Annotated in this window: 19 protein-coding genes and 1 riboswitch; of the genes, 6 read left to right on the top strand and 13 right to left on the bottom strand. The window is 42.6% G+C overall.

The annotated features are described in order from the left end of the window. The first annotated feature begins 125 nt into the window (after nt 1-125). The gene (locus Q0081_RS19195; RefSeq protein WP_298357014.1) at nt 126-986 is read left to right on the top strand and encodes a hypothetical protein; all 861 of its coding nucleotides are present in this window, start codon (nt 126-128) and stop codon (nt 984-986) included. Between the two features lie 141 nt (nt 987-1,127). Here Q0081_RS19195 and Q0081_RS19190 read toward each other — a convergent pair whose 3' ends face one another. Next, on the bottom strand, nt 1,128-2,363 hold the full coding sequence (locus tag Q0081_RS19190) for an ABC transporter permease (RefSeq protein WP_298357011.1): 1,236 nt from the start codon (nt 2,361-2,363) through the stop codon (nt 1,128-1,130). Nucleotides 2,364-2,561: 198 nt separating this feature from the next. Between Q0081_RS19190 and Q0081_RS19185 the strand changes: the two genes are divergently transcribed. Beyond that, nucleotides 2,562-3,404 carry a universal stress protein gene (locus Q0081_RS19185; protein WP_298357008.1) on the top strand — a complete coding sequence of 281 codons (843 nt, stop codon included), beginning with the start codon at nt 2,562-2,564 and terminating at the stop codon, nt 3,402-3,404. Between the two features lie 9 nt (nt 3,405-3,413). Here the strand turns inward: Q0081_RS19185 and Q0081_RS19180 are convergent, their stop codons facing one another. Further along, the gene (locus Q0081_RS19180) at nt 3,414-7,169 is read right to left on the bottom strand and encodes a PAS domain-containing sensor histidine kinase (RefSeq protein WP_298357005.1); all 3,756 of its coding nucleotides are present in this window, start codon (nt 7,167-7,169) and stop codon (nt 3,414-3,416) included. A 113-nt stretch (nt 7,170-7,282) separates the two neighbouring features. After that, complete coding sequence (locus tag Q0081_RS19175; RefSeq protein ID WP_298357002.1) at nt 7,283-7,573, bottom strand: iron-sulfur cluster assembly accessory protein; 291 nt, start codon at nt 7,571-7,573, stop codon at nt 7,283-7,285. Nucleotides 7,574-7,668: 95 nt separating this feature from the next. Here Q0081_RS19175 and Q0081_RS19170 point away from each other — a divergent pair, with 95 nt between their 5' ends. Beyond that, nucleotides 7,669-8,193, top strand: a complete 525-nt coding sequence (locus tag Q0081_RS19170) for a hypothetical protein (RefSeq protein ID WP_298356999.1) — start codon at nt 7,669-7,671, stop codon at nt 8,191-8,193. Here the strand turns inward: Q0081_RS19170 and Q0081_RS19165 are convergent, their stop codons facing one another. The 8 genes from Q0081_RS19165 to Q0081_RS19130 all read right to left on the bottom strand — a co-directional run bounded on the left by Q0081_RS19165 (nt 8,194) and on the right by Q0081_RS19130 (nt 17,445). After that, nucleotides 8,194-9,765, bottom strand: a complete 1,572-nt coding sequence (locus Q0081_RS19165; RefSeq protein ID WP_298356997.1) for an NAD(P)/FAD-dependent oxidoreductase — start codon at nt 9,763-9,765, stop codon at nt 8,194-8,196. Continuing rightward, complete coding sequence (locus Q0081_RS19160) at nt 9,762-10,970, bottom strand: T9SS type A sorting domain-containing protein (RefSeq protein WP_298356994.1); 1,209 nt, start codon at nt 10,968-10,970, stop codon at nt 9,762-9,764. The genes Q0081_RS19165 and Q0081_RS19160 overlap by 4 nt, the downstream gene beginning before the upstream one ends. Before the next feature lie 84 nt (nt 10,971-11,054). Next, a complete protein-coding gene (locus Q0081_RS19155) occupies nt 11,055-12,500 on the bottom strand; it encodes an anthranilate synthase component I family protein (RefSeq protein ID WP_298356992.1) in 1,446 nt (481 codons plus the stop codon). A gap of 211 nt (nt 12,501-12,711) precedes the next feature. Next, nucleotides 12,712-13,221: a PorT family protein gene (locus Q0081_RS19150; protein WP_298356989.1), complete on the bottom strand. Its 510-nt coding sequence runs from the start codon at nt 13,219-13,221 to the stop codon at nt 12,712-12,714. Between the two features lie 161 nt (nt 13,222-13,382). Continuing rightward, nucleotides 13,383-13,937 (bottom strand): YqgE/AlgH family protein, encoded by a 555-nt coding sequence (locus Q0081_RS19145; RefSeq protein ID WP_298356986.1) that lies wholly within the window; start codon nt 13,935-13,937, stop codon nt 13,383-13,385. A gap of 187 nt (nt 13,938-14,124) precedes the next feature. Further along, the gene (locus Q0081_RS19140) at nt 14,125-14,829 is read right to left on the bottom strand and encodes a diphthine--ammonia ligase (RefSeq protein WP_298356983.1); all 705 of its coding nucleotides are present in this window, start codon (nt 14,827-14,829) and stop codon (nt 14,125-14,127) included. After that, a complete protein-coding gene (locus tag Q0081_RS19135; RefSeq protein WP_298356979.1) occupies nt 14,826-15,416 on the bottom strand; it encodes a DUF6580 family putative transport protein in 591 nt (196 codons plus the stop codon). The genes Q0081_RS19140 and Q0081_RS19135 overlap by 4 nt, the downstream gene beginning before the upstream one ends. A gap of 67 nt (nt 15,417-15,483) precedes the next feature. After that, the gene (locus tag Q0081_RS19130) at nt 15,484-17,445 is read right to left on the bottom strand and encodes a TonB-dependent siderophore receptor (RefSeq protein WP_298356976.1); all 1,962 of its coding nucleotides are present in this window, start codon (nt 17,443-17,445) and stop codon (nt 15,484-15,486) included. Nucleotides 17,446-17,538: 93 nt separating this feature from the next. Further along, nucleotides 17,539-17,830: riboswitch (cobalamin riboswitch) on the bottom strand. A gap of 119 nt (nt 17,831-17,949) precedes the next feature. On the opposite strand from Q0081_RS19130, the gene Q0081_RS19125 reads away from it, so the two are divergent. Further along, the gene (locus tag Q0081_RS19125; RefSeq protein WP_298356973.1) at nt 17,950-19,023 is read left to right on the top strand and encodes a phosphotransferase family protein; all 1,074 of its coding nucleotides are present in this window, start codon (nt 17,950-17,952) and stop codon (nt 19,021-19,023) included. Between the two features lie 109 nt (nt 19,024-19,132). Here the strand turns inward: Q0081_RS19125 and Q0081_RS19120 are convergent, their stop codons facing one another. Then, nucleotides 19,133-19,471 carry a hypothetical protein gene (locus Q0081_RS19120; RefSeq protein ID WP_298356971.1) on the bottom strand — a complete coding sequence of 113 codons (339 nt, stop codon included), beginning with the start codon at nt 19,469-19,471 and terminating at the stop codon, nt 19,133-19,135. A gap of 71 nt (nt 19,472-19,542) precedes the next feature. After that, on the bottom strand, nt 19,543-20,874 hold the full coding sequence (locus tag Q0081_RS19115) for a TolC family protein (protein WP_298356968.1): 1,332 nt from the start codon (nt 20,872-20,874) through the stop codon (nt 19,543-19,545). 232 nt (nt 20,875-21,106) lie between these two features. Here Q0081_RS19115 and Q0081_RS19110 point away from each other — a divergent pair, with 232 nt between their 5' ends. Together Q0081_RS19110 and Q0081_RS19105 are read left to right on the top strand one after the other, a co-directional pair. Then, nucleotides 21,107-22,753 (top strand): amidohydrolase, encoded by a 1,647-nt coding sequence (locus Q0081_RS19110; RefSeq protein WP_298356966.1) that lies wholly within the window; start codon nt 21,107-21,109, stop codon nt 22,751-22,753. Nucleotides 22,754-23,050: 297 nt separating this feature from the next. Then, nucleotides 23,051-24,148 carry a zinc-binding dehydrogenase gene (locus Q0081_RS19105; protein WP_298356963.1) on the top strand — a complete coding sequence of 366 codons (1,098 nt, stop codon included), beginning with the start codon at nt 23,051-23,053 and terminating at the stop codon, nt 24,146-24,148. Nucleotides 24,149-24,168 lie beyond the last annotated feature (20 nt).

Raw genomic sequence — 24,168 nt, 5'->3', positions numbered from 1 at the left:
CAACAGTGCCAGGCTGCACTTTTTTTCAAACTCCAAAAGAATTTCAATATCTTCCTTTATCTCTGATGCATAGTCCATATTTGCAAATATACGACACCTTAATTCTTATTTAGTATTATAAGACAATGAAAAATGCACTATACATCATCTTTGCAGCGGTTATTCTGGCTTCATGCAGCGGCTGTTCGGATACTCTCCAAGCCAACTTGCCAACTCCCAAAAACTATGTAATTCTGCTTGATTTATCAGATCGGCTGTTACAACCTAATCAAGTGGTCAATGATAAAGCCATCGTTAAGACTGTTTTTGAAGCATTTGAGCGTACAGTTCGTACCAAAAACATGATTGTTAATTCTAAAGACAAATTCAGAATCGTGATTGCTCCTCAGAAAGGCATAACTTACGACCCAACTCCTTTTATGAATGAACTTTTCATAGACATGGAACAAATACCAATAGCGAAAAAAAGGAAGGCATTGGAGGTGTTTACAGCCCACCTTGATAATACCCTGGGCGAACTCTACCAAAAAGCAACTCAAAATAAAACACAAACTGCTGATTTTCAAGGATGTGATTTGTGGAAGTACTTTAACGAACAGTTAGAAACTGACCTAATGAAAATCCATGATAATCAACTTGTTATATTGACAGATGGGTATTTTGATTTTGAGTCTAACCCTAACATTAAACACAGTAACAATCGCTCAACAGCTACTAATTTCATAGCTTCACTTCGCCGCAGCGCTGATTGGAGGAAGGAATTAGATGAAAATGATTATGGGCTTATTCCTATAAAAAAACGCTATTGGGCTACTTCAATAATTGTCACGGAAATTTCCCCTAAGAATAATAATTTAGATGAATCTGAGATACTCACTACTGTATGGAACAAATGGCTATCGGAAATGGGATTTAAAAAAATAGGTCTTGAACTTCGAAGTAATCTATCAAAAACAAAAGGGAGAATCAGGGAGCTAATCCAATAATTACCATCTAAGATATTTTTTGGGGAAGAGGTGAAGAGCTTGCATCAAGATTTGGGGGGATGAAGAGAACGCTGATTAGTATGATTTTTCATAAAAAACATAATCAATCATACTAATCAGCGTTCCTTTTTATTGAATATCCTACTCCTCCGCCAATGTCCGTGACAGATTGATACGGTAAATTCCTAAGGAAGGAATAGCGGCAGCCAGAATACCCAATAAAATAGCTCCGCCAAACAGCCAAATTTCTTCGGGGAGTAAGCTGAAATCTGCAAATGAATAATGGTAATCCGACTCGGCAGCCCGGCTAAAAAGCCACAATCCTACACGACTCAGCAAGACGCCCGCCCCGTAGCCTACCACAGCCAACATAATACCTTCCAATAACAACATAATGAATAATTTGGTACGGGTTGCTCCCATTGAAAGCATCAACGCCATTTCGTATTTGCGTTCTTTGAGTGAATTGTAAAGCGATACAAACACGCTTACGCCCGCTATTAAAATGATAATCAAAGCGATAGCTCGTAATGTGTCAATCCCCACACCCAACATTGAAAACAGTCGGTTGATTTCAAAGGCTACCGAAGCCGCCTGCATTTTGGTGTTTTCATTGATAAAGCGCGGTAGGGCAACCATTCCCATTGGATTGCGAAACTTTACCAATAAACTCGTGATTTCCTGACTTGGATCGTCTTTCTCAGTAGAATCACCACCTGTCAGCATAGAGGTGACATTTGCGCCTTTTCCGGGCTCGTCAGTGTGCTCGTGGATTGACCAAACACTTGAAATGTCGGTCAAAATCAATTGGTCAACCACTGAATTATTGGTTTCAAAAACTCCTACCACTTTGTATTTTTTGTCTCCATGAACGTCGTCCATGTTATCGAAACCGTGGGCTCCCGAAAATACATCCCCGACTTTAAGTCCCGTAACTCGGGCTACTTTGGCACCGATGGTAGCTTCCATCGTTGTTTCAAACAGTCGTCCGTCTTTGACTTTCGCCTCAAAATGATTGGGATATTTGGCATTCGTCCCCACAATCCGGTAAGACATATAATTGTCACCCATCGCCAGCGGAATGGCCATTTTGACCAAAGGATTTTTAATAATTCGTTGAGCTTCGGCCAGTGATACATTGCCCGTAGGAGAATCTATTTGGTAAATGCTCGATAAAATCAATTGCAATGGACTACCTTTTGCCCCTATTACCATGTCAATGCCTTTGATATTTCGGCGAAATTGTTCGTCCAACTGCTTATTGAGCAGCAGAAGCAGAGAAATGATTCCGATTCCGAGTGTCATTAAAAGTGCGCTCAGAAAACTATTCAGCTTTTTATCTTTCAGATTAGCCCAACTGATTTTGAAAAGATTCATCGGTGTATATCGCGTAATTGCTATTTGTAACCAAAGTTAAGCAGAGATGAGTTGATAGAAGGCATGTAGGCTACAAATTTTCTTAGCTCGGGTTATTAGTTGATGTAAATCAGTTAGTTGGCTTGATTTTAATCAGTATTGATTTAATGCGCTGCTTCTATCTTGAGGCATAATTCATAAACTAATCGATATATCACAATGAAAAAGATTTTAGTTCCGACAGATTTTTCTGCTTTTGCACAAAATGCGCTTGAAGCTGCCGCTGATATAGCCCTAAAAACCAATGCTTCAATCATGTTGCTGAATGCCAATGAAAAGGTTGTAATGGCTACACCGATGGCTGAGTATTATCTGTATGACAAAGCCATTGAAGATGAATATTTGGATATGGTCAACGAAAGCCTGAAAAAAACACTGGCTGAAATAGCTGATAACGGCAAATTTGCAAGGGTAAAAATCGAAACAGCAGTTATCGCAGGGGGAATGATTGGAGTGATAGAAGAAGTGGTCAAAGACCATGCGATTGACCTGATTGTAATGGGAACCAGAGGAGTATCGGGAATGGAAGAGTTTTTTATTGGATCAAATACTGAGAAGGTAATTCGTAGGGCAAATTGCCCGGTGTTAGCCATTCCGGCACCTGTAGAATCTTTCGAGCGAATTGTGTTTCCAACCACGTTGAAGAACGATCAAATTGCGGCATTTACTGCGTTGGCCGGTTTACAGGATATTTTTGACGGAGAAATTGTGCTTTTGTATCTTAATAATCCAAGCCAATTGGCAGATGACGAAGCGATTGAAGCTCGGAAAGAGGAGTTGTTGAAAGTTTCAGGACTCAAAAATGCGACATTATATATTTCATCGGTAGATGTATTTAATGAAGAAGAAGCGATTTTGGATTTTGCTCACGAACAGGATGCCGATTTGATTGTGATGGCAACGCACCAACGTCGGGGCTTAGCTCACATGCTGTTGGGAAGTATTACTGAAGACACTGTCAATCACTCGGATATTCCGGTGCTGAGTTTATCCATTAAATAAGGAATAGCGCTACTTTGCCAATACTAATTCAGAAGGCTGAGTAGAAAATGTAAGCGGAAGAGAGAGAAAAAAAGTAGTGCCGAGACCCTCTTCTGATTCAAACCAAATGTTTCCTCCCGCGTGTTCGACTCCGCGTTTGGCAATGGCCAGACCTAAACCCGAGCCTCCTTGTTTTGTACTAAAGTTGGGTAAAAAAACTTTAGGGCGAATGGGCTCGGGAATACCATTTCCATTGTCCTGAACTTCGATATAGACATTGGCATCGTCGGTACGAAGGCGGAGTAATACTTCGGGCCGTCGGCCGTCGGGCACCGACTGAATTCCGTTGATAATAAGGTTAGTAATGATTCGTCCAATGAGTTGCCGATCGCCTACTACGTTGACCCGTCGCACTTGAATATCGCGGCGAAGCGTAATTTTTAGGTCATCAGAGTACAAATCGGCAGCTTTATTCAGTACCGACGAAATTTCAAATAACTCATTTTTAGGAAGCGGCATTTTGGCAAAATCCGAAAATGAGGTGGCAATGTCGCTGATGTTGTCAATTTGGTCAATGAGCGATTCAAAAGTACGCCGAATGCGCTCGCTTTGAGGCATATTGGGCGGTAAGTCACGCAACATAGTTCGCTGTAGCTGTTGAATGGTCAATTTCATCGGTGTCAGCGGATTTTTGATTTCGTGCGCTACCTGTTTTGCCATTTCGCGCCAAGCCGATTGCTTTTCATTTTTTGCCAATTCTTCTTTACTGTCGCCAAGCTTTTTAAGCATCTCATTGTAAGACTTCACCAAGGTTCCGATTTCATCATCTGATTTCCAATCAACGGGTTCATTAAGTTGATGCAGATTGATGCGCCGGAACTTGGTTGTCATAATTCGCAGCGGAATAGTCAAGAGGTTAGAGGCCCAGTAAGACAACGCTAAAAATATCAGAAACATGAAGGCAAACACGCTTAAAATCGTCGCAATGACTTCAATGATTTGGCGGTCGAGTTCGGGTTTAGAATCAAAGTGAGGAATGCTCAAAATCCCCAACGGTTTGCTGCTGCTGCTCGCCCGCACAGTGACATACGCCGTACGGTATTGCTTATTTCCTAATGATTCGCTGAGAAGCACTTCATTTTCACGGTCTTGAAGGAGGTGAATATAGGCATCAGGATTTAACCATTTCGATAACAGCTTACTTTCATAAATAAGCGGTTTGGTGGTTGTGTAGAGCGCTCCTTCGTTGGTAAAAAAATTGATGTCTACGTTGGCATCCCGGGCAATTTTTCCCAGTTCTTCCTCCATAGATTCTTTGCTGCGGGCTCCCCGCAGGTGTTCTTCGAGATAAGGAACAAAATTAACCGCTACATTTTTGGTGTTCGCCAAATACGTGCTTTCCTGATTGTTATAATAATTGGAATTGATAACACTCAAGGTGATCAATACTATCAAAATCAACGGCAGGAAAAAGGCAACATTAAGTAAAATCTGGATCTTGGTAGTGTAATTGATTTTCAGGCGGCGCAATCCGTATTTCAGTGCATATATTGCAATGATACAGATGACATACAGGACCAATATCAGGTATAAAAAAGAAAAGTTGGAAGTGATACTTTTGAATGGATACGACTTGGAAGAAACAACCACATATCGCTTGTTTTTGTCTCTGCTCGCTACGTGTTTGTAATCATAGAGTAATACGCCGCTATTAAATAACTCGGTATTTTCCAGTTCTGCCAACGGCATCTTTCTATCATAATTATAGCTTCCCAAGCTATAAATTAGCTGTTTGTTGGCGTCGTAAATGGCGTAGCTATACTGACGGGTTTCCGGTGCCTGCACAAACTTCTTATCCATCAACAATTCCGGATAAACGTTTTTGGGCTGGTCTTCGCGCGGATTTAGATTTAAAACAACCCTTCCTGTTAATATCGAATCTTTATGAATATCAATCAAACTCAAATACTGCTTTTTGAAATTATTGACGATGTCATTAATAAAAAAGAGCGAAGGATAGCGAGTTTGGTATTTGGGCTGACGATAATATTGAGTGTATTCGTCAAAAGTAAGCGCAGCGGTTGTGTTGTCGAGCGGTTGCCCGTCAGCTTGGAAAGAAAGAACTTCTATATCGTATTTATCAAAATACTTATCCAAGTGGATACTTTTGACTTTTTGCTGAATTCGCTCTCGCGACAGCACCGTATCACTCGCAAAAGTATTTTGAATATCCGGGTCTCGGCTGATAGATTCTTTGGCGCGGTCTAATAAAAACTCCCCAAAACCGTCATTTTCCGCAATGATTTGCTGCCCAAACTCTTTTTTGTTGGAGATGTCTTTTTGGTCTTCTTCGGTATAGACCACGTACGTAGTAATAAGTGCCCAGAAGAAAGCGCCTGTAAAATAATAAATCGTTGTACGATACCTGAACGAATACAGGATGCGTGGAAAACGTGAAAAATAAAGAACTAAAAAATAGACACCATGAACAATGAAAACCCACTCAATTTCAATTCCTATCAACCACATTATCAGCAAACAAACCAACGTATTGACTGTAAAGACCAGAGTACCTCGTGCTCGGTTTTTGGGATTAAAGCGGATAAATAAGCTAACGAGTAAATGAGTACCGAGGAAATAAATGCTTGAAATGAAAATAAAAATAACGGTGCAAATGATTTTCAGCATCGAAAACGAGATACTCAGCGTGATATCAAGCGTAAATTGCGATTTTTCATAAATATTTTTGAGTTCAGAAAAACTGCCGTAGAAAACCCAAAAACTAATAATGACAAACAGGGAGGATAACGCTGTTTTGAAATTTTCGGATGTATGCAGTAAATCGGTATAAAGTTTGGAGCGAAAATAAAAATCCGCTACGTACAACACCAGAATAAAAACCACGAGGCAATTCAACAGCAAATCGCCCAGCGAAGGAGCTATCGTTGAAGAAGCATAAAATTTGGGGTTGAACACATCGGTTTCGGAAAACAGAAAAGGAACTCCGAAATAGAGCATACCTACTCTCAGAATCAATAAATAGACTGCGATAAGTAAAAATGCAAATTCATATTTTCGCTGTTGTGTCCAGCGAAAAGCCCACTGAAACGTGTAAATCCCTAAAAATATAGCTGCTAATACACCCCAAATGACTGTATTGACGGGCGTAGTTTGATTGTGATAGGTTTCAAATTTTGGAGGAACAATGGAAAATAGAAAACGAGTATCATGGTCCAATACATTGCTGTAAATGGGTCCAAGATGCGTAGAAATGCTCTGTGGATCAACCGTAAATAAATCGGGATTATAGCCGGATTGTAAATAGTTGTTTTCGTTTTTATATTGATGATACAGGTTTACCACCGACACGACATCTATCTTATCCCGCAATCGAATATATTGTCGACGGCTCACTAAAAAACTTCCCTGCTCAAAAGACACTAACTGAGTTTGTGAAATACGCCGGATAGCTTCATAGTCCAGGATAAAGCGATAATCAGACCAAAAAATCAACTGGCCGTTCTGATAGACGTAATAAGGATATTTGGTGGGAAGTCGTAAATCAGAGAATTGGGTGTTGGCATTTTGAGAAAGCAAATTCATCACCTCTCCCAACTCATTTTGTGAAATGCCGAGTTCGTATTTAACCCGTTCTTTAACGGCAGAAAAATATTTTTCCTCGGAAGCCCCCAGTGCCCCTCTTTCAAAGAAAAAAAAGGACATTAACGCTAATAATAACGAAATGACGGCCAAAATAGCAAAAATATGTCTACTGATTTTCTGCACGAACTTCCAAAAATTGAGTCTTGTGAGTGTTACAGACATATCTTCCTAAAATCGTGCCAAAAGTTGGTGTTTGCCTTGAAGTATTCTTTAAAGTCCAATAAAGTGAAAATTAGTTACTTTACAATCGTAAATCCTGCCCCATGCTCGGTTTCTTCAAAATCTACCTCAGTTCCGATAACATACATCAAATGGCGTTTATCAATAATAACTTTGATTTTATCTATAACGTAAATTTGATCGTTTTCAGTAGGTAAGTCAAACCCAAGCAAAAATTGTGCCCCGCATCCCCCTCCTTTCACCCCCACCCGCAAACCATATACGTCCGGAATTTTGTTGGTGCTCAGCGTTTCCAGTATTTCCTGTTTTGCCACTTCTGAAATCCGAATTGGATTAGTACTTATCATCGTGTTTTTTACGTTTATCTACAAAATACGCACTATTTTGCCACCGGTTTGCGTTCTTTGCGGTAACTTATTTTAGATAAACAAACATTAAATACATGGAAATTGTCACCGACCTGTTGAAAATTCTTCTCCCTTCTGCTTTAGTATTGTATGCTATGTACTTGACTGTAACGGCTTTTTTGAAAAAACAATTTGAAGAAAAACAACTTGAACAACGTCGCAAGCAGGTAGAAGTAGCTTTGCCCATTCGATTGCAGGCCTACGAACGGATGTGTCTTTTTTTGGAACGAATCAGTCCTAACAACCTTATTGTAAGGATGAACGGCTCGGCAACGAGGGCCATTGAGTTTCAGCAGATTTTGATGCAGGAGGTTCGGGAAGAATTTAATCATAACTTATCGCAACAGGTCTATATGAGTCACGAGACATGGGAACAGATACGGGGTGCCCAACAGGAAGTGATTACCCTTATCAATCAGGCAGCGGTGCAGGTTGCTCCAGATGCCATTCCTTTGGAATTATCAAAGAAGATTTTTGAAAAGATTATTCAGGAAAACCGTAATCCTACTGCCAACGCCCTAAAATTGTTGAAAGAAGAAATTCAGCGAGAGTTTATGTAATCAGCCATTGAGTACTTTCATGGCAGCATTATAGCCGGGAATTCCACTAACCGCTCCTCCCCGTTTGGCACTTGAGCCACAAATATAAAGACGCTCATGCGAGGTTTCTACGCCTAAACTGCCGATTTCGTTTTCATTTTCGGCAAAAAACCAACTAAGTGCCTTGTGAAAAATATTCCCGCGAGGCAACCCTATTTCTTTTTCTAAATCCCAGGCACTTTTGGTTTCAATGCACAGTGAACCGTCGGCGGCTTGGGCAATACAATCTTCAATCGGCTCTTCCAAATAAGAATTTATCCCCTTTAGATATTCCCGGAGTACTTGTTTTTTAGTTGCTTCGGGATTTTTTTCGAATAGCTGATAGGGCATATCCAAGCCAAATAAAGTCAGGGTTTGATAGCCTTCTTGAGCAAGTTGCGGCGAAAGAATAGACGTATCTGTCAGTGTATGGCAGTAAATTTCACAAGGCGCTAACGCAGGAATCTCATTGGCGAGAGCTTCTTGATAGGCTGTGTGCATTTGAGAGTAAGATTGATTAACATGAAAAGTGCCTGCAAAGGCTTCCTCAGAACGTATCTGCATAGCTTTCAACTTGGGCAGTTTCCGCAGTAGCATATTTACTTTAAAAGCAGTTCCTTCATCCTGTGCTGTGGGTGCATAAGGAGCAGCGAGCAATTTACCCAAGGCTTCCGGTGAAGCATTGACGAGTACATATTTCGCTTTTATTTCGTAGGTTTTTTGGTCTTTTTGATAACCCACTGTATGGTAGTCACGTCCTAATTGAAGATGGGTAACGGGGGCTTCGCTTAAGAGTTGAGCACCTACCTTTAGGGCGGCATTTTTAAGGGCTTCTACTACAGCGCCCATGCCGCCAACCGGCACACGCCACTCACCCGTTTTGTTGCCCACAATGTGGTACAGGAAAGTCCGATTTTGGAGCAGACTAGGGTCATGAGCATGTGTAAAGGCTCCGATTTTTGCATCGGTCAGTAATACACCGCGCAGAATATCATCCTGTACATGACTTTCGATAAAGTTGCCGATGGGTTGTTCTACGATAGCTTGCCAGGCAATTTTTTCTTCGGGTGTACTAAACTGCTTTTCCCAAGCGGTTTTTCCCCGTAATGGCTCTAAAAAAGAATCCCAAATTTTTTCAGAAAAAAGCTGTTGAATGGCAATCATTCGTTGATATCCTGCATAATCGCCCGCATGAAGTTGTTCGATTTGCCGTTGATTAGCAACTTCGTTGGTGTTGCTTAACAATAATCCTGTGGAGTGATTGTTTCTGTCAAAAGGAGTAAATGATGCCGTTTCTCTTCTCCGAAGCTGAAGAGATAGACCTAAATCTTCAATAATTTTAGTTGGGAAAAGGCTTACTAAATACGCATAACGAGATAAGTTAGCGTCAAAATCAGGGAAAATTCGCTGAGAAGTAGTAGCACCGCCCATGTAATCATTCCGTTCAAGTACCAGAACGCTTTTTCCGGCCTTTGCCAAGTAAGCGGCTGATACTAACCCATTGTGACCTCCTCCAACAATAACTACATCATAAATCGTTTTAAGTGGATTCATCGGTTTACCCATAATTTTTGGGTAACTCGGCCTCGGTCGGGAGTGAGGTAAGTAACGAAGTAAAGACCATTTTCCAAAGTACGCTGAGGGTGAATCGACAGACTATTGGAAGTACCCGCCTGTATGTCAAACGGAATCTCCTGCCCCAGCATCGTCACCAATCGAAGGCCGTCCAGCTCCAAGTTGTTGAACTGTAATTTTATGGCTTGCCCATCCGATGGATTGGGATATATCACAAATTTAGAAGCGTCTGTATCGGGATTGACGGCAATAATTTTTGACAATTCGGAAGTTCCGTCTTTATCTACCTGTTTGAGCCGGTAATAATTCACTCCCGGCAAAGGGGCTTCATCCAGAAAATTGTATTCAATTCGCTGTCGGGAATCACCCGCCGACGTAATTTTACCAATTGTTGTAAAATCTTTTAAATCAGTACTTCGCTCCACGTTGAAATGAGAACTATTGATTTCGGTCGCGGTAGCCCAGTTCAGTCTGACACGGTCCGCTTCTGATTTTCCTCGAAAATAAATCAGTTGCACCGGAACGATACTGGACCAGGATAAACCAGTTAGGAAAATACTTTGTGTAGTAAGACCACCGAATCGTATATCTGGGCCTGTTCCGTAAGTTATTGTCAGTGTTTTGATACCCGAATTACGGAAAGTGACGGTAGTAGGAGTACTGTCAAAAGGATCGGCATTGAATCCCGAAACTACCTTGATATGAGGAGCTGTCCCGTCGGTTAAAAAAGCATAAACAGGATTATAAGAGACAGTTGGCGCGACTCCAATGCCCTTATCGTCATAGCCTTCGATGGCAATGCGGTCCTGATAATTACTGAAACTCAAGTCTCTGTCTATCCCCAGTACACTGAATGATAAATTGCTGACAGGCTCGCTAAATGTAAAATTAATCGTAACTGCCTGTAAACGACTGGTTAAGTTCATGCTGAACCAGAGCCCGCGGGGGTCAGTTCGGGGAGTACTATTATTAAAACGACCCGTAAAACCTCCAACGGTTGCAGTCACTGTGATGGGAGGGATGCCTACGTTACTGAACGTTTTTGTTAAGGTACCATCAGGTGACCAAGGCGAGGTTTCATTGCCTGAGGAAAGGTCAATAAACCCCTGTCCAAACAAAAGTGTGGAAAACAATATACTTACTATGATAATCAAGCCCCTCATACACCCGATAAAATTACGCATAAGACTTCTTTTTAGATGATAATACTATACGCAACAAGCGAAACAAAGATAAAGAAACTTTGTAAAAAAAGCACATTAAGCTTTTTACAATTCATTGGCTAGTTCAATTGCTTTCCGTAAGGCAGCCAATTTGTTATGTACTTCCTGCATTTCGGAATGAATGTTTGATTTGGCCACAACACCCATGCCGGCTTGATAAAAGAGCGTGTTATTTTTACTCAAAAATGTCCGAATCGTAATGCAATGGTTAAAATCCCCATTGAAGCTAATGTGGCCTAAGGCGCCGCCATAAATACTTCGGTTGGTAGTTTCAAGACGATTGATGATGGTCATCGCATTGTGCTTCGGTGCACCCGAAAGCGTACCTGCTGGAAAAGTATCGGCTACCAACTGGAGGGGATTCACGCCTGCGCTCATTTCACCCGTCACTTTTGAAACCAAGTGAATGACGTGCGAAAAGAACTGAGCTTCTTTGTACGTGACTACTTTGACTACATCGCAACTGCGACTCAAGTCATTACGCGCTAAATCCACCAACATAACGTGCTCAGCGGTTTCTTTAGGGTCGGCCGCTAATTGACGAGCCAGCTCAGCGTCTTTTTGGTCGTCGCCAGTTCGGCGGAAAGTGCCCGCAATTGGGTGTATCTCCGCCTGTCCGTCTTTGATGAAAATCTGTTTTTCGGGAGAAGAACCAAAAATTTTGTAACTGCCAAAATCAAAATAAAACAAGTATGGAGAAGGATTGACCGAACGAAGGGTACGATATACATTAAACTCATCGCCTTCAAATTTTTTGCTGAATCGACGGGAAGGGACAATCTGAAAAACATCGCCGCGTAAGCAGTGATTGATGCAGGTTTGGATAGTCTCAGCCATTTGGTCATCGGTAACGTTGCTTTGCTCTGTTTCGTTGGCTTTAAAACGGAACGTGGCCATTTTCGGCGCTTTTACAATCATTTCCAACGAATCCAAATCCATACCCATTGACTTGCTGTGATTTGAATCTTCGCGGGTCACGCCATAATCGTGTTCAAAAAGGTATACTTCGTCTTTGAAATGGTTAAAAGCAATCACAAACCGATACACACGATACACCATTTGAGGAATGGCGTTGTCAGGAGTTTTTTCCTGAATCTCAATATCTTCAAAATATTCTACGGAATCGTACGTAATGTGCCCAAATAAGCCTCCGTTGATGAAAGGATGTTCGTTTTTGGGGGCATCGAAACGTTGAATAAAATCCCGCAACGTTTGCATGGCGTGCTTGCGATACGGTAAACGAAACGACTCTTCGGAACCGTCGGGAAAAGTTTGGGTTACTACTTCTTCGTCCAGAATAAAAGAGGCGACGGGGTCGCAGGCAATGACGCTAAAGCCGTGCTCCATACCGTGATATTCGGCACTTTCGAGCATAACGGTATATGGAAACTTGTCGCGGAGTTTAAGGTAAATACCTACGGGAGTAAGCATGTCGCCCAATAGTTTACGACTTTGGGTAGTTACTCTGAAAGTCGTTTCTGTAGTTGTCATATTGTTTTAGGTTTAACAGTCGAAAGAATTAAAATAAAAAAGCCCGCTGTAGGATGAACAGCGGGCTTTTTTGATTAAAAAATAAGCATAGCGTTACGTGTTCATCTCTTGAAAAGAAGAACGCCACCACCAATTCATATTTTTTGTGTTAGAAATCATGTTGCAAAAGTACAATCAGTATTGAAAAAACCAAATATTCTGGGAGACAGACTTACTTCTTTTTGTAAAGATTATAAATCACAGACACCTGTAACGTGCGATTATACAGAGACTCGGTCTTTGAAGTGGACAAATTAGTGAAACCGTGTACGTATCTAATGTTTAGGCTAAAGTCTTCGGCCATGTCCATAAAATCGAATCGAAATCCCGAACCCAGGCTGAATTCGTTGCGACGAAGCGGCACGATGCTTTTGGGCGCAATCAGAGCATAGCTAAACTCCGGAGCTACTTCAAAAGTAAGACCTTCGGTAATGATGTAACCCACCACTGGTACAAAACTGGCGAAGTTAAAATTGTTGCGTACTACTTCTAATTCACCTTTAAACGTGCCTCCGCGTACAGAAAGTTGAACTTCTGGTTGGAAAGCCCATTTTTGGGTACGAAAGCGGTAAAAAACGCCCAAATTAGGGTGTGACTGACGCTTTAGATTATAGATAAAATTGGGAGAATACGTGCTGGTAGCGACGTTCAAACCTGCCCGCAGTCCAAGATGTGGTTTCATATACACCGTTTGGGCGGTTGCACTCAGGGAAATAAACGTCAGAAGAAATAGTAGTTTGCTTTTCAAATACATTTTAATTGAGTGTAAAGTTTAATCGGGAACGCCCGTGCGGTGTAGGGTATAAGGAAGGAATATATTCCTTGTTCCCGGTAATTTAGGTTTTAATTTAAACTTGGGTCGGTTGGGTAATGGGACATAATACGATATTCGCCTCCCATACGCCTTAAAACTGCCCGCCAAAATTGATTAGTGGGCGTATCGAAAATAAAAGGGGCGTCGGCTTCGGAGATGATCCAGGCATTTTTTTGAATTTCTTCATCCAATTGCCCCGCTGACCATCCTGAATACCCAATAAAGAAACGGATATCCTGTTCGGTTATTTTGCCAACGTTGAGCATACTCACAATTTGTTCAAAGTCACCACTCCAAAACAAATTGTCGCCTACGGGAATGGAGTCTTCAATAAAAGGCAAACGGTGCAGAAAATGCAACGTGTTTTGTTCTACCGGCCCTCCCAAATACAAAGGCAAACTAGTGGCAACGGGTTCCTGCAATACATCGTTCAGGAACAAATTGGTACTTTGATTAAAGACCAATCCAAACGTGCCTCGTTCATTGTGCTCGCACACAAAAACCACACTTCGTTCAAAGTTACGATCACTTAGAAACGGTTCAGCAATCAATAGTTTTCCTTTAGCGGGTTTCTGTGGAGGCATTTTTAAAAAATGTTGGCTTGTTTTTACTTTACTCTTATCCGACACTTTCGTCGCAAAAGTAACTGTTTTTGGGCAATTTACGATTTTAAAATTCAGTGCTTCGAGCGGTAGGTGTCTCTAATAAAACGCAAGAGACAAACGATTATTTTGGATGGATGGAATAGAGCAGGTTCATCATCTCAAATAACTAAATCGGAATCAGGTCTGTGAAAAAATAAGTCGAAGTTAAATCTTCTCCTGCCGAATTTTTAAATTGATAGGTTTTTTCCACTGTTTCGCCCGGTTGAAACTGAATGGGTTCGGGGAAATAAGGGGCTTCAAAAACGAAGGTGTGAAATTCACCGTTTTCGCGGCAGGGGTCAACGTTCTTGGGTAATTCTTTCACAAAATCACGATCAAGGATACGGCCGCAGAAAGAAGTATCCAACTGATTTCCATTGATACTGACTACTACGGTTTTAAAACCTAAGTCCCAGAACTCCGCCAAAAGCTCCAGGGAAGGTCGCTTCCAAATCGGAAAAATACCCTGAATTCCCACTTGCGCCAAACGCTCTTCGCGATGTTGCCGTAAATCTTCCAAAAAAATATCGCCGAATATCGAATGGGTAACTCCTTCCCCAATGAGCGGTTGCATTGTTTCAGCCATTCTCGTTTGGTATTCTTCCATCGAAACCGTTTCCGGTAAGCGCAGTTTAACCAATTCAATTCCAAGGTTTTTGGCTTGTTGGTCCAAGAGGTCTTCCCTCACGCCGTGCATTGAAATCCGTCGGAAAGAATCATTTACCGACGTCAGAAGATATCGCATATCGTACTCTTTTTGTTGCAACACATGATAAAGAGACAAGGCAGAATCCTTGCCTCCCGACCAATTCATAAGCGCTTTGGGTGTCATTTTGCGATGGATAATTGTGGAAAGCGCGCTTTTAATAACTCAAATCCGCCAAATAGCAGTGCGCTGTAGGCTAAAGTTCCGGCTAAGAAATTACGCATAAATGGAAATCCTTGGGTCAAACATTGCTGTAAACCTGCCCAATCGCGCGTTAATGGAAGCTGTGTTCTGAGGTCGGTACCGCCGCTTAGCCATACACTTACATCCGCTAAAATCCAGTGGGATAACGCGGCGATAACGCTCGCCAGAACAATGTTTTTTACGTTGATTTTTTGCAGCAGCACTTTTCCGTAAAACACAATCAAGGCAAAAATGCCGTAAACCAAGTACCAGCCGTCGTAAATAAACCCATAATGACCGCCATAAATCACGGCATTGATAATCAAATCGCTGATAAGTAAAGTAAGCATTGGGAAAACAAACGCTTTCCAACGCGTTGTAAAATAAGCGCCTCCAAAGAGTCCCATCGCACCGATTGGAGTGAAATTGGAAACGGGCGACAGTTGAGCTACGTTCAGAATTCGGATGATGGCTAAGCCTAAAATAAAGCAGAGCAAAGTCAAAAAACGGGGATTGAGTGTTTGTTTCATTGTGTTTAATCTTAGTTATGAATGGATAGAGCAGGAGCGAGGTAAAACGCTCCTGCTGAAATGTATGCTAAAAATTCAACTGCAAACCCGCCATAAAATTAAATCGGCGCGTGTTGTAGCCATACGTATCAAAGTACTGTTTATTTGTTAGGTTTTTTAAGTCTACGTAGGCTTTGATGGATTTCGAAGATTGATATTCGCCGTATACATCCAACGTCGTATAGGGGTTCAATGTTATAGTTTCAGTGTTAAAAGTGGCGCTGTTGTAGAAACAATCCAATCGTTTTCCAACACTTCTCAGCGAAGCACTTACGAATAATTTCTGCGAAATTTGGTAACCTGCGCCTACGTTTGCCAAACCCTTCGGGCGACGGTATAGGTTATTGTAAGTTGTATCTTTTCCTGAAACTTTGGTCGTAATAGCTCCTTCCAAGAGCGTCATATTTCCCCAAATACTCAGCTTGTCAATTTGTGATTTTCCTTCCAATTCCCAGCCGTGATCGTGCTGTTTGTCAAAATTAATGTAGCGGCCGTAAGGGGCTTGGGAAAGCGATTGAAAGAAAATGACGTCCTTGATGCGACGGTCAAAATACAGTAAACGTACGTTGGAAACTTTATTTTTAGAAAATATCTGAACTCCAAACTCCATTGAAACCGATTTCTCAGGATTCAACGTTTTGTTGCCGTAAGGCGAATACAAATGGTACAAAGAAGGAGCTTTGAAGCCCGACGAAAGATTGAAGAACACTTTTAGTTGATCGTGAATCAGGTACGAAGGATTGAACGAATACGTAAAATTGCTCCCATACAACGAATGATGATTATAACGCCCGCCCAGTTCTAAAAAGAAACCGACTTTGGTTTTCAGAAAACCCGAAGCATATACGCTTAGAATATTGGTTTTGGCAGTGTCAGCACCCAAGGGCGGAGATGTATATTTTCCAAAACTGCTGTACGATTCGTAGGTTTGATCCGTGTTGTTGAAACGAAAATCCGTTCCCGTAATCAATTCAAGGTGGTCATTGATTTTAAGTGAATTATAGAGTTCAACAAATTGAGTGGTGCCTCCGTAGTATTGTTTTGCATAGTTGTTAAAAGCACCTTTCTCTACCGAAGTCGAGTCATCTATATACGTGCGTTTGCTTTGGCTGAAACCGTAGTTAAAAGTTAGCTTTCCTTTCTCATACTGATGCTCCAAACCCGTGGCAATCATCCTGAATTTTTGGTCAATCGTAAAGTCTTTTTCGTCGGCAAATGCGCCAGCGTCAATATCGGATTGATACCCGTTGAGTAACGTTCGTAGTTTGAGCGTTAAGTTTTCAGAAAGATTAAGTCCCACGTTGGCCAGTAAATTGTTTTGGCTAATGCCATCAGTATCAAAGCCTCTGTTTTCTTTATCATAAGCCGAAGAAAAACCTTGGGAAGTCAAACGGGTGTATTGAACGTTGTAATACCCTTTTGAAAAAGAACCGTTAATACCTGCCGAACCCCGAAATGTGCCGTAAGAACCTCCGTTTACCGCAACCATTCCCGCCACCGATTTTGCTGATTTTCCTTTTTTTGTAAAGATATTGATAACACCTGCCACCGCGTCGGAGCCGTAGAGCGTGGATTGCGCTCCTTTTAAGATTTCAATGCGTTCACATTCGCCGACAGTTATCATGTTGAGGTCGAAAGTGGGACTGATGAACGAGGGGTCATAAACGGGCATTCCGTCGATGAGAATGAGCGTGTTTCCTGTGCTTGATCCACGTAAATACAGGTCCTGATTCGTCCCGTTGGGGCCTTGGGCGCCCACAATCATTAGTCCGACCTGGCGCGTCAGCAACTCGCCGAGGGTTTGGGATTGATACTTTTGCAGGATTGAATCCGATAAAATGCTAACAACCTTACCCGTTTGGGATTGTTTTTGGGCAAACTTGTTGGCGGTAATGGTGACTTCTTCTAAAGTTACTTCCTGTTGAGCAAACGAGGCGTGCGCTAGGAAGCCAAGCGCGGTGAAACCGACCGATTTAAAAATTCGGTTCATAGAAATGAAATGAGTTGTGTCCCTTTTTTTAGTTGAATTGGGACTTGATACAAATGAGCTACCGCTCAATCGGGGCGCATCCTCCGTACGCAGCGACTAAGAATGACTTCGGGTAGGTCTCCTGACTCGTTTCATCGCCCTTGCACCTTCCCAGTTTTTTCTAATGAGTGAATTGTGAATGAGTAAATTAGTGAATAGTTAAAATCACTCATTCATTAATTCACGCATTCACTCATTATTTTGCCAGTGGTCTTTGCAGTTTAAGAGCGACTTTGGGTGAAACTTACAGTTGCGGGGACAGTTTCCGCTTTGAACGGAATTCCCTATTAAGCCGTCGAAGCTTGTCATGAAACAAGCGTGAGGCACCCAAAACTGTTACAAAAGTAGTGAGAAGGGAGGAGGGAGACAAATGTAGAGATTAAATAAACCGAAAGAGCACCGCGTTGAACAGATGGTTTGAAGATTCGGATAGAGTCGTATTTTTGTGAAAATAAACCAAACCCCATGTCTTCCATTAAAACCGATTCTCCTGCTGCCGTACGTGATGGCGAACAACTCGACGTCGATAAATTAAACACGTATTTTAGTCAACAAGTGCCTGATTTTGGAGTGATTACGGAAGTGAGTCAATTTCCCGGAGGGTATTCCAACCTGACTTATTTTCTCAAAACAGACAATCAGAAAGAATACGTGTTGCGTCGGCCGCCGTTTGGGTCAAAACACATTAAAGGCGGCCACGATATGGGACGCGAATTTCGGGTATTGTCGCTGCTAAAGGCGGCAGGCTACTCCAAAATCCCCGCACCTATTGTGTATTGCGAAGACGAAAGCGTATTGGATTGTCCTTTTTACGTGATGGAACGGGTTCAAGGAGTAATTTTACGTGCCCATTCTGCCCCCAAAATGGGGTTGGAACCAACTCTATTGCGAGGTTTGTCGGAAGCGTTGGTCGATAATATGGTAGCTCTACACGCGATTGACATACAGGCAACGGGCCTCATTAATCTGGGTAAACCCGAGGGCTATGTACAAAGGCAGGTAGATGGTTGGTACAAACGCTATCAAGCCGCTCAAACGGATGAAGTGCCTGTCTTTGAGCAGGTACACGATTGGCTCGTACAAAACAGACCCGTTGAAAATGCGCCTACGTTGATTCACAACGATTACAAATACGATAACATGGTGCTCAATGCCCATGATTTGACGGACATTGTGGCGGTGTTGGATTGGGAAATGACCACCGTAGGCGACCCGCTGATGGATGTTGGAACGTCGTTGTCGTATTGGTCAGAGGCAACAGATAGACCTTTTGAAAAAAGCTTTAATCTGACGTGGCTTCCCGGCAATTTTACGCGTCAGGAATTTGCCGACCGGTATGCTCAGCAAAGCGGTCGTGACTTGTCGAATATTCTTTATTACTACGTTTTCGGGCTGTTTAAAAATACGGTAGTCATTCAGCAAATTTATGCGCGTTGGAAACAGGGTTTCAGTAAGGATGAACGTTTTGCAGGCTTGATTATGGGTGTCCATGCCTTGAGCAATACAGCGGCAAAGGGAATTGAAAGAGGAAGGATTTAAAGCCGTAGGTCTTAAAATAAGGAACACGCGGCAGAGCCACGCGCTATCAAGTGTAGATAATCAAACTAATAACGGTTAACCGATACACAGATAACGTACGTTTTAGCCCTTAAAAAGAGCGCTTGATAAATCCGCCCAAAAAACTGCCCGTAAACGCAGGGAAAAATTGCAAAAGGGCCGAAAATTGAGTGGCATCGACATCGAAAGCAGGAAGTAGTTTTAAGGCATCAATGACAAAATAGAAAATGGCTATCAAAACGATTTGTTCGATGGCAAGTATCCACCCTTTGCGAGGTTGCAGCCACCCCAGCCCAACTGCGGTAAGCATCCCGACCAAAAAGGGCATGTGTACAGTAGGCCCATAAAAGCAGGAAACAACTACAACGGCACTGGTAACGAGGGTGATAAGAACGTCGCGAGTAAAGTTTTTATTCCAGAAAGTGAGCATAAAACCGGTTGTGTAAGAAGTTAATTCATGCTGCAAAGGTACTTTAAACCCGTAAACGTGCTTTGATTTTCTTATTTAACGTCCGAAACAATGGAGCTGCTCAAACGCAATAACTCAATTTCTGTCACTTTTACATTATAAGCGGCCTCAATCAGGCGCGATTCCGAAGCAACGGCATTGCGTTGGGCTTCGCGAAATTCAATAGCCGTTGAGTTTCCGAATTTGTATCGTTCAAAAGCCAAGTCCACGTTTTGACGGGCAATCTTTAAGTTTTTCTCCTCAAAATCAAAAAGTTGTACGCTGTTTTGATAAGCAATATAGGTACGTTCCAATGCTGACAAAAGCTGATTTTTCAAGTCATTTTCTTGGTATTCCGTAATGATGGTGTTGATTTTTGCATTTTGTTCGCGGCGGCGTTGATTATAGCCATCGTAAATGGGAATGACCAACCGAGCACCGTAGTTGAGCGAGCCGTTTTTGCTGCTTTTTACCCCAAATCCCACTTCGTTGTTAAGGGTACTGTATGTATAACTCCCCAATAAATCGACCTGCGGCAAGCGTAACGCATGAATTTCTTTTTCACTTATGGACGCAATTTTTCGGTTTTGATTGGCCGCCAGCAGATTGGGATTTTGACTTTTAAGATTTTGTTGCAATTGAGCTATATCTAAATCTTTACGGAAGATAATCGTATCGGGTACGTTAAAGTCAACGTTGAAGTCTCTTAACAACAGTGAATTAAGGTTGACTTTGCTGTTTCTTAAAAATTGCTCTTGAGCCACCAAGGCGGCTTGGTCTTGATTGTAATCTACTTGAGCAGCCAAATATTCAGATTTGGAAGTTGTTCCTACCTCATAGTTTGCTTTGGCCAATTCGCGACGAGTTCCTGAAATATCCAACGCATCTTTCAGTGATTCTTGGCGTTGCTTTTGGCGGATGATGTCGTAATAAGCCGCAGCTACTTGGGCTACGGTATTTTCGATGTTGATTTCTACGTTTGTTTTTCCCAATTTTTCAATTTCACGCAAACGCTCGGCTGTGGCAAACATCCCCATTCCATCAAATACCGTCCATACCAAGCTGACGCCTGAAGTAGAGTTGCGGTTATGAACTCCGCTTTGTACCAACGGGTCACGCGTGGTGCTTCCTAATGGAAAAAAGGTTTGGTTAACGCTGTTGTTGTTAAAGTTGGCTTGGGTCGAACCTGCTACCACAGGCAACATTCCTGCATTGCCACGGGTATTATCGTTATGCGCAATTGATTCGCGGCTGCGGGCTATCTTAATGGCATAATTCTTTTCGAGGGCCGTTGAAATTGCATTTTCAAGGGTGAGCAACTCTTGAGAAAATGAAAGGAAGGGTTGTAGTAAAATCGTAAAAAAAAGTAGCAAAAAACGTTTCATACAAGCAAAAACGGAGTGAGTTAGCCTTTAAATACTAATTGTGAATTAGTGAATGGCGAATTGGTGAATAATTTTCTGATTATAAGAACATTATAAAAGTATATAATGCAGACTGAACTGGGTTAAGTACTAAACAGCGGAAGTATTGGCCAAATAATAGGACAAAACCCGCTTTACGTTTCAAAAATAGCGTATTAAAACGTAGTTTTAGGCAAGATTTAACCCTGACACGATGAAAAACTACTTTTACGCGCTGTTTGCCACCTTTTTAGCGTTCATTTTAGCCTCTTGCTCAAGTCGCGACAAAGCCGACCTGATTGTTTACAACGGTACTATTTATACCGTTGATTCTACCTTTAGTAAAGCCACTTCTTTTGCCATAAAAGAAGGCAAATTCGTGGCTATCGGCGATTCTGCCACTGTTTTTGGGAAGTACCAGTCTGACTCGGTTGTCAATGCCAACGGACAGGCGGTTTATCCCGGTTTGTACGATGCGCACGCCCATTTTTATGGTTTGGGCCAAATGCTTGACCAAGCCGACTTGGTAGATACGAAGTCGGCGGAAGAGATTGTGGAGCGCCTGAAAAAATACCAAACGGGGCATCCGGATGCCGTGTGGATCATCGGTCGTGGTTGGGACCAAAATGACTGGCTGGTCAAAGAGTTTCCCACCAAAGACATTCTGGATAAAGCTTTTCCCAACAATCCTGTTTATTTGACTCGTATTGACGGTCACGCGGGTTGGGTAAATACCAAAGCCCTGCAACTCGCCAAAATCACTGCCGATACCAAAGCGGAAGGCGGATTGGTGGTTTTGAAAAATGGGCAGCCCACGGGCGTACTGGTCGATCGTGCCCAACAGCTCGTTCGGGCCCTCAATCCAACCCCTACGAAGACTGAGATTACCTCAAAACTCCTCAAAGCGCAGCAACTTTGTTTTCAATATGGCCTTACCAACGTGGGGGATGCGGGTGTATCACCTGAGATTATCGACCACATGGATAGCCTCCAAAAGGCAGGAACGCTCAAAATTCGGTTGTACCCGATGGTGAGCGTGAGTCAGGAGACTATTGATAAAATGTTGAAGAAAGGCATTTATGTTACCGACCGCCTCAATGTTCGTTCGTTCAAAATTTATGCCGATGGTGCCTTAGGCTCGCGCGGTGCCTGTTTGCTCAAACCTTATAGCGATGCGCCCGAAACTACGGGTTTTTTGCTCTTTAGCCCCGCCGAACTTGAAAAATCAATTGCTCAGTTGGCCAACAGCGAGTTTCAGGCCAATACGCATTGCATCGGCGACTCAGCCAACCGTTTGATGCTCAATCTGTACGCCAAGTACCTAAAAGGGAAAAATGACCGCCGTTGGCGCATTGAACACGCGCAAATTGTGGATGCCGCCGACGTGCCCACGTTTGGTAAATTCAATATTATGCCTTCTGTGCAGCCTACGCACGCTACGTCCGACATGTATTGGGCGGGTGAACGTTTGGGCAAAGCGCGCGAGAAAAACGCTTACGCTTTTCAGGAATTATTCAAGCAAAACGGCAAAATCACCTTTGGGACGGATTTTCCAGTAGAAGCCGTTTCGCCTTTTTATACGTTTCACTCTGCCGTGTTTCGGCAAGATGCCAAAGGATTTCCGGCAGGTGGCTATCAAATGGAGGGCGCACTCAGCCGTGAGCAAACCCTGCGCGGCATGACGATTTGGGCCGCCTACGGCAATTTTGAAGAAGGCCGTTTGGGCAGCATCGAACTGGGCAAAGCCGCCGATTTTATCATCTTAGAAAAAGATTTGATGACCGCTCCCGCCAATGAATTGCGTGATGTGAAAGTGTTGAAGACGTACTTAGCGGGAGAGAAGGTGTTTGAGAGGAAGTGAAAATCATACCCACCAGTCGGTTTTGAATAGACGAACTCAGCCCGATTGAATGGATGTAAGCTTTTCCTCAAAAAAAAATAGAAGGTTGTAGTAGAAAAAAGAAGTTTGGAGAACGTTCAGGCTATGATGCCAACGTATTCCAAACTTCTTTTTATATCTTCAAAAAAGCATCACTTCGGCAATCTTACCTTACTTCTTGCCTCAATGTACACAATTATTTAATCTTCTGAACAAGGGAAAGCTATGGAAAAATCTTAAAATGCGGCCTGTCTCCAAAAATGATGCTAAATTCAATGAATGATGGACGAAGAATTAAGATATGCCCATACCGCTGTTTTTTATACCAACGGTGAGGCTTTGGAAATAGTGAAACTGCCAATTCCAGCGTTAAAATCAGGGGAATTGCTCATTCGTAATGCCTGTACTACGTTGTGTCGCAGCGATATTAGTACCTATATCGGGAAAAGAAAGGAAAAAACTCCTACCATTCTTGGTCATGAGATTGTAGGGAGAATCGAATCTTTTGGCCCGAATACTCCCCGCCAAGACCAACGCGGACAGGAACTTAAAGAAGGTGATTTGGTGACTTGGGCCATTTTTGCCAGTAACCCCCAAACGGAACTTGCGGAAAGAGGAATACCGCAGAAGGCCGAAGGGCTATTCAAATACGGACACGAGCAACTTACCGAAACCAACACTCTGCACGGAGGATTGAGTGAGTACACCATCCTGCATATCCATACGCCGCTTGCCAAACTGAAAGAAGACGTGCCCGTAAAAATAGCCGCCATTATCAATTGTGCCGTGGCTACCGTTGCGGGGGCTTATCGCTTGCTAGGAGATGTTCAAAACAGAAATATTTTGATTTCAGGAGTAGGAATGCTCGGTATTATCGCCTGCGCGATGGCGAAGGCCGCAGGCGCAAAAACTATCGTAGCAGTAGATGTAGAGGATGAGCGACTGAAAACAGCCAAGCGATTTGGAGCGGATATATGCCTGAGAGGAGATACTTCGTATGCTACCGAATTGAACGCACTTATGGGAAAATCAAATCCGATAGATGGACTTATTGAATTGAGCGGCGTAGGGGCAGTGATGGAATATACGCTCAATCTGCTCGGTATCGGTGGGACAGCGGTGTGGGTGGGGGCCGTTTTCCCCCAGCCTGCCCTGCAATTGGACGCCGAAAAAATTATCCGCAACCTGCATGTTATCAAAGGGTTGCACAATTATAATACGGAGGATTTTGTAGCCGCTGTCGTATTTATGGAGCAGTATTACGCTCAGTTTCCCTTTACGGAACTTGTCTATGATGGTTTCGACCTTGCCCACGTAAACGAAGCCTTTGAATATGCCCTAAAACAAAATCCCTATCGCGTTGGAATTCGTTTTTAGTTGCTTTTACTCCATTAGAT

It is taken from the genome of Runella sp. (assembly GCF_027484545.1).
Classification (GTDB): Bacteria; Bacteroidota; Bacteroidia; order Cytophagales; family Spirosomataceae; genus Runella.
This window is presented reverse-complemented; position numbering and strand designations above follow the sequence as displayed.